General features: G+C 62.8%; 11 protein-coding genes. 5 read left to right on the forward strand and 6 right to left on the reverse strand.

The features are described 5' to 3' along the window. Positions 1 to 64 precede the first annotated feature (64 nt). The 3 genes from RAN89_RS14940 to RAN89_RS14950 all read left to right on the forward strand — a co-directional run bounded on the left by RAN89_RS14940 (position 65) and on the right by RAN89_RS14950 (position 4,241). Positions 65 to 2,686, forward strand: a complete 2,622-nt coding sequence (locus tag RAN89_RS14940; protein ID WP_313867041.1) for a circularly permuted type 2 ATP-grasp protein — start codon at positions 65 to 67, stop codon at positions 2,684 to 2,686. Next, positions 2,686 to 3,681: a transglutaminase family protein gene (locus tag RAN89_RS14945; RefSeq protein WP_313867042.1), complete on the forward strand. Its 996-nt coding sequence runs from the start codon at positions 2,686 to 2,688 to the stop codon at positions 3,679 to 3,681. The genes RAN89_RS14940 and RAN89_RS14945 overlap by 1 nt, the downstream gene beginning before the upstream one ends. 101 nt (positions 3,682 to 3,782) lie before the next feature. Then, positions 3,783 to 4,241 (forward strand): RidA family protein, encoded by a 459-nt coding sequence (locus RAN89_RS14950; protein WP_313867043.1) that lies wholly within the window; start codon positions 3,783 to 3,785, stop codon positions 4,239 to 4,241. An 8-nt stretch (positions 4,242 to 4,249) separates the two neighbouring features. Here the strand turns inward: RAN89_RS14950 and RAN89_RS14955 are convergent, their stop codons facing one another. The 6 genes from RAN89_RS14955 to RAN89_RS14980 form a co-directional block, all read right to left on the reverse strand. Next, positions 4,250 to 5,848 carry a methyl-accepting chemotaxis protein gene (locus tag RAN89_RS14955; protein ID WP_313867044.1) on the reverse strand — a complete coding sequence of 533 codons (1,599 nt, stop codon included), beginning with the start codon at positions 5,846 to 5,848 and terminating at the stop codon, positions 4,250 to 4,252. A gap of 71 nt (positions 5,849 to 5,919) precedes the next feature. Further along, positions 5,920 to 6,396, reverse strand: coding sequence for a 2-amino-4-hydroxy-6-hydroxymethyldihydropteridine diphosphokinase (gene folK, locus RAN89_RS14960; protein ID WP_313867045.1), 477 nt, complete (start codon positions 6,394 to 6,396; stop codon positions 5,920 to 5,922). A gap of 3 nt (positions 6,397 to 6,399) precedes the next feature. Beyond that, positions 6,400 to 7,995, reverse strand: coding sequence for a polynucleotide adenylyltransferase PcnB (gene pcnB / locus RAN89_RS14965; protein ID WP_313867046.1), 1,596 nt, complete (start codon positions 7,993 to 7,995; stop codon positions 6,400 to 6,402). 30 nt (positions 7,996 to 8,025) lie between these two features. Next, positions 8,026 to 8,712: an HAD family hydrolase gene (locus RAN89_RS14970; protein ID WP_313867047.1), complete on the reverse strand. Its 687-nt coding sequence runs from the start codon at positions 8,710 to 8,712 to the stop codon at positions 8,026 to 8,028. Beyond that, the gene (gene hda / locus RAN89_RS14975; RefSeq protein WP_313867048.1) at positions 8,709 to 9,392 is read right to left on the reverse strand and encodes a DnaA regulatory inactivator Hda; all 684 of its coding nucleotides are present in this window, start codon (positions 9,390 to 9,392) and stop codon (positions 8,709 to 8,711) included. Before hda ends, RAN89_RS14970 begins: the two co-directional genes overlap by 4 nt. 10 nt (positions 9,393 to 9,402) lie before the next feature. Beyond that, complete coding sequence (locus tag RAN89_RS14980; RefSeq protein WP_313867049.1) at positions 9,403 to 10,485, reverse strand: AI-2E family transporter; 1,083 nt, start codon at positions 10,483 to 10,485, stop codon at positions 9,403 to 9,405. Between the two features lie 84 nt (positions 10,486 to 10,569). Between RAN89_RS14980 and purM the strand changes: the two genes are divergently transcribed. Both purM and RAN89_RS14990 read left to right on the forward strand, forming a co-directional pair. Then, on the forward strand, positions 10,570 to 11,619 hold the full coding sequence (purM, locus tag RAN89_RS14985) for a phosphoribosylformylglycinamidine cyclo-ligase (RefSeq protein WP_313867050.1): 1,050 nt from the start codon (positions 10,570 to 10,572) through the stop codon (positions 11,617 to 11,619). A 143-nt stretch (positions 11,620 to 11,762) separates the two neighbouring features. After that, positions 11,763 to 12,629 carry a ParA family protein gene (locus RAN89_RS14990; RefSeq protein WP_313867051.1) on the forward strand — a complete coding sequence of 289 codons (867 nt, stop codon included), beginning with the start codon at positions 11,763 to 11,765 and terminating at the stop codon, positions 12,627 to 12,629. Positions 12,630 to 12,639 lie beyond the last annotated feature (10 nt).

Raw genomic sequence — 12,639 nt, forward strand, 5'->3', positions numbered from 1 at the left:
ATTACCGGCACGGCGATTGCTTGCGCACATACAGCCCGTCCTCGGGCTGGCATACTCTCGTTCAGTGACACAAGCCGACGAATCCCCCCCTGACCGCCCGGAAGAAGCTGCAGCAGATGTGCTGCGCTACGCGCGCGCCTGTGCTGCGGCCAGCGGCCACTTTGACGAGTTGCGGGGCGCTATCAATTCCCAAGCTGCCGACGCTTATCTGACGGGCGTTTGGCGCCAATTCTTTAACAATATGGAAGGCGGCAGCGAAGCAGCGCTGGATCAGCATGTTGCAAGCCTCCAGCGACAAATCCGTGACAACGGCGTCACCTACAACGTGTATGCCGATGCGGAAGGACCGCAGCGCCCCTGGTCGCTGGACCTGTTCCCGCTGATTGTGGACGCCCCCGATTGGGCGCATATCGAAGCGGGCGTGCAGCAGCGCATGCGCTTGCTGGACGCCGTCATGGCGGATGTTTACGGTCCCCAGGAACTGTTGCGCCGCGGCTTGCTTCCGCCTGCCTTGGTGCAGGGTCACCCCGGCTACCTGCGCCCCATGGCGGGCGTGCAACCGGTGGGGGGCGTGCACCTGCATGTGGCCGCCTTTGACCTGGCCCGTGGGCCGGATGGCAACTGGTGGGTGGTAGGCCAGCGCTGCCAGGCACCGAGCGGCTTGGGCTACCTGCTGGAAAACCGGCTGGCGGTGTCCCGGCAGTTTCCACAGGCCTTCCAGGCCCTCAAGGTGCAGCGCCTGGCCAGTACCTATCGCGCGCTGATGGACAGTCTCAAAACGGCCAGTCCCGCCGGCGCCCAAGCGCACATTGCCCTGCTCACGCCCGGCCCGTACAACGAAACCTATTTCGAGCACGCTTACCTCGCGCGCTACCTCGGCCTCACGCTGGTAGAGGGCAGCGACCTCATCGTGCGGGATGAGCGCCTGTTCCTTAAGACCCTGCGAGGCCTGGTGCCGGTACACGGGCTGCTCAAGCGGGTGGATGACCAGTACCTGGACCCGCTGGAGCTGCGGCCCGACTCCACGCTGGGCGTGCCCGGCTTGTTGCAAGCCATCCGCGCCGGCAACGTGCTGGTGGCCAACACCCCGGGCTCGGCGTTTCTGGAGTCTCCCGCGCTGCTCGGCTTTCTGCCGGCCATTGCCCAGGCATTGCTGGGCGAGAGTCTGAGCTTGCCGGCCCTGCCGACCTGGTGGTGCGGTGAGCGCAGTGCCATGGAAGCAGCGCTGCCGCTACTGGGCGAGCGCACCATCAAACCCACCTATCCCGGCTCCAGCATCCACCCCAGCTTTGAGGCGGTGCTGGGCCACACCATGCAACAAAGCGCCCTGGACCGCCTGGCCGGGCGCATCGTACGCCAGAGTGAAGAGCACACGGTGCAGGCCTACATGCCCCTGTCGCAAATGCCCACCTGGCGCAGCGATGCAGACGGCAAAGGCAACCCCGGCATGGAAGCCCGCTCCGTCATGTTGCGGGTGTTCGCGGTGTCGGACGGGCGTGACGCTGCCGGACAAGCCCAATGGCGGGTGCTCCCTGGCGGCCTGGCACGCGTGGCAGGAGCCAGCGCGGACATCGCCTCCATGCAGCGCGGCGGCAGCAGCGCTGACGTGTGGGCCCTCACCCGCGGCGAAGTGGACACCACCACCTTGCTGCCCACCACGCTAACGCCAGCCGTGCTGGCCCAACGCAAACGCCTGGTCACCAGCCGTGCCGCAGAAAACCTGTACTGGCTGGGCCGCTACACCGAGCGCGCTGACAACACCATCCGACTGGCCCGCCTGGCGCTGGAGTACCTGGGCGGTGAAGAACAGTCCAGCGCGCCCTTGCTGCAGTGGCTCACGCAGCTGGCCCAGATCAACACCCTGGTGCTCCCCGGTGTGCCATCCGCTGTGCAGGCGCGGCGGGTCTTTGAGCGCTCCATCATCGCCAGCCTGGCCTCGCCTGACGGGGCCACCAGCGTAGGCTACAACATGCGGGCCCTCAAGATGGCCGCCGCCACCGTGCGCGAGCGCCTGTCGCAAGAACATTGGAGCACCATCGTCCGGGCGGAAGAAGAAGTGTTCCAGCGCTGTGCCCAGTTGGCCGCCCAGGGGGACTACGCGCCCAACCAAGCCCTGCGCATCCTCAAGGATGCCAGTGACCACCTGGCCGCGATCACCGGTGCCCAGACCGATCGCATGACCCGCGACGATGGATGGCGCCTGCTCAGCATCGGCCGCCACGTGGAGCGGCTGAACTTTTTGGCCACTGCGCTGGACCAGTGCTTTGACACGGGCGCCGTGGACACCGACGGCGGATTTGAAGCCTTGCTGGGCCTGTTCGACAGCACCATTACCTTCCATGCCCAGTACCAGCAAAGCCGCGATGTCGCTGCGCTGATTGACCTGCTGGTGCTGGACCGCGACAACCCCCGCTCCCTGGCTTGGGTGGCGCACACGCTGCGCGGTCGCCTGGCGAAACTGGCGCTGAGCCCTGCCAACGAGCTGAGCTCCATGAGCCTGCAAGTGCCCGCCCCCGACAGCTGGGACCTGGCTGCCCTGTGCGAAAGTCCTGCTGGCGAGCCTGTGATGCAGCCGCTGCGCAACCTGCTCGCATCGCTGTGCACGGCGGCGTACACGGTGTCCGAAGACATCAGCACGACCTATTTCACCCACTCCGGGGAAACCAAGCAAAGCGTAGGCACCTGATGCTGTTGCAAGTGACCCACGAAACGCGGTACGACTACCAGCCCGCAGTAGAAACCGCCCAGCATGTAGCCTACTTGGAGCCACGCGCCCACGGTAGCCAGAGCGTGCTGAGCCACAGCCTGCTGATCAACCCGCAACCCGCCCAGCAGCGAAGCGCACCCGATGTGTTCGGCAACCACCGCTGCTTCTTTTCCTTGCAGGTGCCCCATGGCATTTTGCAGGTGCGAGCCTGCAGCCTGGTATCCACCCGCGAGGCTGAAAAACCGGCCAGCAACCTACCATGGGAAACCCTGCGCGACCGCTTGCGCTACCAGGCAGGCACCGTTTACGAACCGGCCGCCGAGTTTGTGTTTGCGAGCGCCTTTGTGCCCCGCCAGCTGGAGTTTGCTGGCTATGCACGCCCCAGTTTTGTGGCCGGCACCGATGTGCTGAGCGTGGCCCGCGACCTGATGGAGCGCATCCACACCGACTTCACCTACGAGACCAACAGCACCCAGATCAACACCCCGGCACTGCAGGCGCTGGAACAGCGCAAGGGCGTGTGCCAGGACTTTGCCCACATCATGTTGGCCTGCTGGCGCAGCATGGGCTTGCCCGCACGGTATGTAAGCGGCTACCTGCTGACCCGTCCGCCACCCGGTCAGGTCAAGCTGATCGGGAGCGACGCTTCCCACGCCTGGGTCAGCGTTTACGTGCCAGACCTGCCGGAGGGCGAACGGTGGGTGGATTTCGACCCCACCAACAATCGCTGGGGTTGGCATGCGCCGGGTGTGGACTACGTGACGGTGGCCACCGGCCGGGATTTTGGCGATGTATCGCCCCTGCGTGGTGTGATCCATGGAGGCTCGCGGCACACCTTGACCGTGGGCGTGACGGTGGAAGAAATCGGCATGGAAGCACCGGTCGCGCCGGTGCCTGACCATAATGACGCACCGTTGCGGATGGAAGCCGCCCCTGTGGCAACGCAAAGCCAATCGCAGTCCCAGTCGGGCTGAGTCCGGGCGAGCGGCCATTTACTATTATTTTCATAGCTTCTCGCGCATATTCCATGGGCGCCAGCAGCACTTTTTATCTATAAACCTTTGAGATCGACGCCATGAGCATTTACGACAAACTCGCTGAACTCCAAATCACCCTGCCCCCTGTGGCCATCCCCGCTGCAGCCTATGTGCCTTTTGTGCAGACCGGCAACCTGGTGTTTTTGAGCGGTCATATCGCCAAAAAAGATGGCGCCGTCTGGGCCGGCCAGCTGGGTAAAAACATCAGCACCGAAGAAGGCAAGGCCGCTGCCCGTGCCATCGCCATCGACCTGATGGGTACCCTGCACGCCGCCGTGGGTGACCTGAACAAGGTCAAGCGCATCGTGAAGGTCATGTCCCTGGTGAACTCCACCGGCGACTTCACCGAACAACACCTGGTGACCAACGGCGCAAGCGAATTGTTCGGCCAGGTCTTCGGCCCTCAAGTGGGCGCCCATGCCCGCAGCGCCTTCGGCGTGGCGCAGATCCCCATGGGTGCCTGCGTGGAAATCGAGCTGATCGCCGAAGTCGCCTGAAACTCCGCTCAGCGCAACATCAACGGCGCTTGGTGACCCTGCAACCGGCGTGCTGCAGATGCCGACGCATCCACCTTGAAGACCGAGACGGCTTGCGCCAACTGTGCAGCCTGGTCGCGCAGGCTCTCCGCTGCGGCGGCGCTCTCCTCGACCAAGGCCGCATTCTGCTGGGTCATCTGGTCGAGATTGGAAATGGCGTGGTTCACATCGGCAATGCCGCCACTTTGTTCACTGGAAGCGGCGGTGATTTCGTTGATCACATCCACCACGCGGCGCACGCTCTGCACAATCTCTTGCATCGTAGAACCCGCATGGGTCACCAGCTGGGTGCCGGACTCCACCTTGTCGACCGAGGTGCCTATGAGTGCCTTGATTTCTTTGGCAGCCTCCGCACTGCGACCAGCCAGCGAACGCACCTCAGACGCCACCACCGCAAAGCCCCGCCCCTGTTCGCCGGCGCGGGCGGCTTCCACCGCTGCATTCAAGGCGAGGATGTTGGTCTGGAAGGCGATGCCATCGATCACGCTGATGATGTCGGCAATCTTTTTACTGCTGGCGTCAATCTCCTGCATGGTGCGCACCACCTGCGTTACGACCTCGCCACCGCGCTGGGCCACGCTGGAGGCATTGGCCGCCAGGGTGCCCGCCTGATGGGCGTTCTCTGAACTCAAACGTACCGCTTGGGTGAGGCTGTCCATGCTCGATGCCGTGGAGGCGAGGTTGCTGGAGGTTTCCTCGGTACGGTGAGCCAGATCGTTGTTGCCGGTGGCAATCTCCGTGCTGGCAGTCGCAATGCTGTCCGTGCTATGCCGGACCTGCGCCACCATCAGCGATAGCGCCCGGTTCATGGCGGCCAGTGAGCGCATCAGGTCGCCGAATTCGTCGGATCGGGACTCATCCACCACACTGGTCAGGTCACCCTCGGCAATCCGGGATGCCAGCTGGTTGGCCTGGACCAGAGGGCGCTTGATGGAGCGGATCAGAAATGCAGCCCCTACCAGAATGCCGCAAATCACCAGCACCAGCCCGCTGGTGGACAGCATGATGAGCTTGCGCCCTTCCGCCTCAAAGCTCTGGCGGGCCTGCTCGCTTTCGGTATCCTGCATGGCTACAAACTCGGCATGGGCCTGTTGCAGTGCCAGCACGGCAGGGCGGTATTGCGTTTCCACAAAAGCCGGCATGTCACCGGGCTTGGTGACTTTGAGCAGCGCGGTCTGGCTGGTCAGGTCTTGCAGCTTTTTGCGCAGATCCGTGATCTTGGTGATTTGTTGCCGGTCCTGCTCAGTCGGGCTGGCAGATTCGATCAGTTTTTGAAACTCTTCAATCCGGCTATTGCTGGCTGCGATTTCGTCCTTGAACGCATTGGCCACGCCGGGATCTATGGACACGACCACCGCATAAGCCCGGGTGGCGTTCACGTCTTCGAGGGCGGCCCACTGATTGGCTTGCTTGATTTGGGTCGCCAAGGCGGTATTCAGCGCGCCATAAGCCTCGCGGGACTTACGGGATTGCCAGGCGGTCAGCGCGATGATGATTCCCAACGACACCACCATCAGCACCATGGCAGACCACAGCTTGGTGGCCAGCCGCATCCGGTTGAACTGCATTCCAATCTCCTTTAATTATTCTGTAATTTAAACACGCCGTACCCGGTTACAGAATGGAGAAAAGACCGGATTTACCCTGCCAACCTCCAGATGGCCTGGTCGCGCACGGCGTCCAGTTCGGCGGGCGTAACCCGCTCAGGATCAAGCTCGGCCAAAGGCATCAACACAAAGGCACGTTCCCTCATGCGGGGGTGGGGAACGGTCAATGCGGGACTGGCTATGCGTGCACTACCGTAGAGCAAGATATCCAGGTCCAGGGTGCGCGGGGCATTGCGGTAGGGGCGCTCACGTCCGGCCTGCAATTCTTGCTGTTGCAGAGCCACCAGCAGGTCCGGCGCGCTCAGGCAGGTGCTGATCTCAGCCACCGCGTTCACATAGTCCGGCCCGGTGGAGTCCACCGGCGTGCTGCCAAAAAAACCGGAGGCACGCACCAGACGGCTGGCGGGCAGGCGCTCCAGCCCTTCCAGCGCGGTGCGCAAAGCAACCATGGGGTCACCCAGATTGGCTCCCAGGCCGATGTAGGCGCGGACCGGATCGCGCAGGACCATGGCTTACCCGGCCGAGGGGGCTGATCCGCCCTCACCCGCGCCACGGGCCGCGCCACCGCGGCGACGGCGGCGACGCTTGCGCGGCGCATCCCCGGTCGAGTCCGCAGCAGATTCCGGAAACTCCGGCTCGGATGACTGGTCACCGGACTGGCTGCCAGTCGGGATCGGCCGCGGGTCACGCGCCGGCTTGGCCGCACGCGGGCCTTTGGGGGCCTGCTTGCGTTGCTGCTGCTGCTCGGCGCGCACCTGGTCCACCATGTCCTGGCGCACTTCGTCACTGGCCATGCTGAACTCTTGCCACCAGTCGGCCAGGGTTTCGTCAATCTCCCCCGCATCTGCACGCAAGCGCATGAAGTCGAAGGAGGCGCGGAAGCGGGGTTGCTCCACCATGCCAAAGGGGGTGCTGCCCACACGCTTGTCAAAGCGGGGTTGCATCAGCCAGATCTCGCGCATGTCTCCGGCCAGCTTGCCGCGGCCGGACACGTCCCCGATGCGGGCATGGAACACGTCTTCAATTGCGTCCTGCAAAGCCGGATGGCTGTGCTGACCGCTTTGGAGGCGCTGGGCCCAACCGTCGCGCACATCGGCCCACAACACACAGGCCAGCAGGAAACTAGGCGCCACTGGCTTGCCCTCGCCCACGCGACGGTCGGTATCTTTGAGGGCTGCGGCCACAAAAGGCTGCTCGCCGCGCTCCACCACCACATCCAACAACGGGTAGATGCCGGTCGCCAAACCCAAGACCTTGAGCTGCTCGATGGAGGCCAACGCGTGGCCGGTTTGCAGCAGCTTGAGCATTTCGTCGAACAAGCGGCTCTGCGGCACGTCGTTCAAGAGCTTCTGGCTCTTGACCAGGGGGCCTGCAGTTTTGGGCTCCAGCTTGAAACCCAGCGGGCTCAGCTTGGCGGCAAAACGCACGGCGCGGATGATGCGCACCGGGTCTTCCCGGTAGCGAGTGGCCGCGTCGCCAATCATGCGAAGGGTGCGGCTCTTGGAGTCTTTCAGGCCATGGTGATAGTCGACCACGATCTGGGTTTCAGGGTCGTAGTACATGGCGTTGATGGTGAAGTCGCGGCGCACCGCGTCTTCTTCCTGGGGGCCCCAGACGTTGTCGCGCAGCACCCGGCCGGTGCTGTCTACCGCGTGCTTCATGCCAGCCAGTTCACTCTTGCTGGTGCGCTCATTCCCGGCCACTTGCTCAGCGGCGGCGTTATCCAGATACGCGCGGAAGGTCGAGACTTCAATCACCTCGTGCTCGCGCCCTCGGCCGTACACCACGTGCACGATGCGGAATCGCCGCCCGATGATGAATGCACGGCGGAACAGGCCCTTGACCTGCTCAGGGGTGGCGTTGGTCGCCACATCAAAGTCTTTGGGGCGCAAACCGACCAGCAGGTCACGCACCGCACCGCCCACCACATAGGCCTCAAAACCGGCCTGTTTGAGAGTGCGCACCACATTGACGGCGCGCTCGTCCACCAGGCTGGGGTCTATGCCATGCACCGACACGGGAATCTCCACCCGTTTGCCAAACTGCGGCTTTTTGCTGGTGCCTGCTGGGCTTTTGCCCAGCAATTTGTCGATAAATTTTTTGATCAAGTTCTTGTTCCTAGCGGTCCTGCCCGGGGGTCAGGAGAAGAGCTCGAGTATGCGCCATCCACGCTGCTCGGCCAGTGCGCGCAAGCGCGGGTCGGGGTTGGTGGCGACCGCCACATCGGCTTTTTCCATCAGGGGGACGTCGTTGATGGAGTCGGAGTAGAAGGTGGTGTGCACCGTCTCCCAGCTCCAGCCCCGATCGGTGAGCCACTGGTTCACCCGGGTGACTTTGCCCTCGCGGAAGGAGGGTACACCGGCAATCTCGCCGGTGTACCAGCCGGTGCCGCCGGGGGTTTCGTCTTTCACCAGATCCACCGCAATCAGGTCTTCCACACCGAACGCCGTGGCAATCGGGCGGGTCACAAAGGCGTTGGTTGCGGTGACGATGACCACCACATCTCCCGCAGCCTGGTGGTCCCTCACCAGCTTCAGGGCTTGGGGTTGGATGGCTTTTTGGATGATGGCGCTCATGAAATCTGCGTGAGCAGCTATCGATTTAGTAGCGCCCTCACGGATAACTGCTGCAGTAGCAAACCGGATGTACGCGTGGATATCGAGCGTGCCCGCCTTGTAGTGCTCATAAAACTCCTGGTTCTTCTGCTTGAAGAGTTCGGCATCGGTCCACCCCAGCGCGGTGGTGAACTCGCCCCAGGCGTAGTCGGAGTCCAGCGGGATCAAGGTGTGATCCAGATCAAAGAGGACAATCTTGTTGACAGTCATGTGTTTTCCAGCATGGATTTGATCAGTGGAATGGTGATGGCACGCTGGGTCTGCAGGGCATAGCCGTCCATCAGGTCCAGCAGCTCCATGAGGCTGCCCAGATCGCGGCTGAACCGGTTGAGCATGAAGTCCATGACTTCATCGCCCAGAAAAACACCGCGTGCATCCGCCGCTTGCCGCAGCACGCTGCGACGCTCGGGTTCGCTCAGGAGCTGCAAGCCGAAGATATGGCCCCAGCCCAGGCGGGTGCGCAAGTCATCGCGCAGCTTGAGCTCCACCGGGGCGAATTCTCCGGCCGCCAACACCGGCTTGTGGTGCGTCTGGGCGTTCACAAACCAGTTGAATGCCGCGTGTTGTTGTTCCGCCGTGAACAGGTGCACATCATCCAGCACCACAGCGGCCCAGCTGTCGTCAAACTCCGAGGGCTCATCATTGGCACCCAGCCAGCCGATGCGGGCGCCCTGCTCGCGCAGGCCTTCACGGGCGGCTTTGAGCAAATGGGTTTTGCCACTCCCCTCCGGGCCCCACAGATACGTGGGAACCGGCGAGCGGCTGGAGGCACTGCTTTTGTCACCGATCCAGAGCACCAGATGCTTGAGGGCTGCTTCGTTGGGGCCAGCAAAAAAATTGGCCACCGTGGGGCCGGTGGACAAGCCGATGTCCAACGCGATCTGTTTCATACGCAAAAAATCAACCAAGGTACAAGCGGCTGGACAGGTAACCCGCACGGACGCGACGTATTGCTACCAGCAGCACCGCGCTGGCGGGCAAGGCCACCAGCACACCCACAAAGCCGAACAGCTGGCCGAATGCCAGCAAGGCAAAAATCACCGCCAGCGGGTGCAAGCCGATGCGCTCACCCACCAGGCGCGGCGTGAGCAAAAAGCTCTCGACGACTTGCCCCAGGCCATACACCACGGCCACCATGACCAGGGGGTAGCCGATGCCGTGAGAAGACGAAAACTCCAGCAGTCCCGCAAACAAGGCCAGCACCAGCCCTACGCCGAAGCCCAGATAAGGCACAAAAATCGCCAGGCCCGTGAAGATGCCGATAGGCAATGCCAGGTCCAAGCCGAAGAGTGCAAGACCGATGCTGTAGGCCGCAGCCAGAATCACCATCACGAGCAACTGGCCGCGCAGGTACTGGCCCAACACCTCGTCAGACTCCCGCAGAAAACTGTCCGTGGGCGCCCGCAGGCGGGGAGGAACCATCTGGCGCAACTGGCCCATGAACCGACTCCAGTCCATCAGCATGTAAAACAAGGCCACCGGGATCAGGATGGCGTTGCCAATAAGCGCAAACGCGACGCTGCCGCCCAGCTTGACGGACGCCAGCACTGAGCCGAACGCGTCCTCCACATTGGCGTTCAGGTACTTCATGACAAAGCCCTTGATGCTGGCCACATCGAGGTTGAGCTTGATGCCCCATTGAGCCAGCAAAGGTTTGAGGGCTTCGTTCAGACTGTCCAGCAGCACCGGGAACTGCTCGCGCATGAGCGGCAGCTCTTTGGCCAGAATGGGCACGATCAAGAGCAACACACTCAGCAACGCGACCAGGAACAGCACCTCGACGAGCACCACCGCCACTACGCGGGGGACACGCCCCAGGCCCACATCGTCAATCCAATCGACCACCGGCGTGAGCGCATAAGCCAGTACGGCCGCCACCGCGAAGGGGGCCAACACAGGCGCCAGCAGCCACAGCGCGAGCACGGCAAACAGCGCAATGAGGGCCCAGGCGAGGAATCTTTTTTGGGTGGGGGTGAATTGCATTCGGGAAAGAGAAGGGGCAAACCCTTAAAATCTAGGCAAATTCTATCGGGGTCTGCCTCTGCTCCACCCCAAAAGCTACTTCCCATGACCCAATCTTCTGCTTCCACTCCCCTTTCCTACAAAGACGCCGGTGTCGATATCGTTGCCGGTGACGCGCTGGTTGAACGCATCAAGCCGTTGGCGAAAAAGACCATGCGCGAAGGCGTGCTGGCCGGTATCGGCGGTTTCGGTGCCCTGTTTGAAGTGCCCAAGCGCTACAAAGAACCTGTGCTGGTGAGCGGCACCGACGGCGTAGGCACCAAACTGAAACTGGCCTTTGAGTGGAACATGCACGACACCGTGGGCATTGACCTGGTGGCCATGAGCGTGAACGACGTGCTGGTGCAGGGCGCTGAGCCCCTGTTCTTTCTGGACTACTTTGCCTGCGGCAAGTTGAACGTGGACACCGCTGCCGCTGTAGTGGGCGGCATTGCAAAAGGCTGTGAGCTCTCCGGCTGCGCACTGATCGGTGGCGAAACCGCCGAAATGCCCGGCATGTACCCCGCAGGGGAATACGACCTGGCGGGTTTTGCCGTGGGCGCGGTTGAAAAATCCAAGATCCTGACCGGCGCCGACGTGAAAGCCGGTGACGTGGTGCTGGGTCTGGCCTCTGCCGGCGTGCACTCCAACGGATTCAGCCTGGTGCGCAAATGCATCGAGCGCGCTGAAGCCGCAGGCACCGTCCCTGCCACGCTGGACGGCAAGCCCTTCAAGCAAGCCGTCATGGAGCCCACCCGCTTGTACGTGAAGAATGTGTTGGCCGCGCTGACTATCCACCCCATCAAGGCGCTGGCCCACATCACCGGTGGCGGCCTGCTGGAAAACATTCCCCGTGTGCTGCCCGAAGGCCTGGCGGCACATCTGGTCAAGGGCAGCTGGCCCCAAACTGAGTTGTTTGCCTGGTTGCAGAAAACCGCTGGTATTGACGACATCGAGATGAACCGCACCTTCAACAATGGCATCGGCATGGTGGTGGTGGTGGACGCAGCCCACGCAGAAGCCACTGCAGCGACCCTACGCGCCAGCGGTGAAACCGTGTACACCGTAGGCGTGATTGCAGCCCAAGGCGCAGGCGAACAAGTCGTCGTCGCCTGATCCTGGTGCCATCCGGAGTCGCCGGCAGCGGCTCCGAATCCTCTATCTGCTAGTAAATTTATAGCTGCTCGCGCACAGCAGCTGTGGACTTTTGGGCTTTTTAGGCTCAAACTGGAGGCATCGTTGGCTCCGGGGTAGTGTGTATGCCGGTTATTGCAGTCATCAACCGCAAAGGTGGCAGTGGAAAAAGCACCATGGCCACCCATTTGGCCGCGTGGCTTTCCAACCAGAAAATTGCCGTCATGCTGGGCGATGTGGACCGGCAGCAATCCACCCGCACCTGGCTCAAGCGGCGCCCTCCGCAGCTCGCTCCCATTGCGGGTTGGGCGGTAGACCAAAAAAACACCCTCAAGGCACCTGCCGGTATCACCCATGTGGTGCTGGATACCCCCGGCGGCATGCACGGATTTGAGCTCGCCAAAGTCATCATGTCGACCGATACCGTGCTGATGCCGGTGTGCAACTCCCTTTTCGACCGTGAATCTGCCAGCGCCTGCCTGCAGGAACTGCGTGCCCTGCCCCGCATCGCCTCCGGCCGTTGCCGTGTGGGGGTGGTGGGCATGCGGCTGGATGCCCGCACCAAAGGTGCCGAAACGCTGCGCGCCTGGGCAGAGGCGCATGCGGTGGAGTTTGTGGGGGTACTGCGAGAAACCCAGGTGTATGTGCGCAGCCTGGAGAGCGGCTTTACGATCTTCGACCCTCACAAGCTCCTGCAAAGCGCGGATATAGCGCAGTGGGAACCGATTCTGAACTGGACGATGAACAAGGTTGCAGCGCCATCGACCGTGACCAAAGAAGCAGCGCCGGCGCCTGCCGAAAAGCGGGCTATTGCGGCGCCCCGCGCGCCCAGCCTGATGCCCGCCCAGGAGTCCATGGTGCACGGCAGCCGCCTGACGGTATTCGCACACAACCCCAAGCCGGCGAATGAGGACCACCCTCCGGCTTCACCGGTAAGAGCAGCGGGCTCCCAAGCCTTGCCGCAATACCTGCTGCGCCAACCTGTCGCCTGAACATCTCTGC

This window comes from Rhodoferax mekongensis, from assembly GCF_032191775.1.
GTDB classification, from domain to species: domain Bacteria; phylum Pseudomonadota; class Gammaproteobacteria; order Burkholderiales; family Burkholderiaceae_C; genus Allorhodoferax; species Allorhodoferax mekongensis.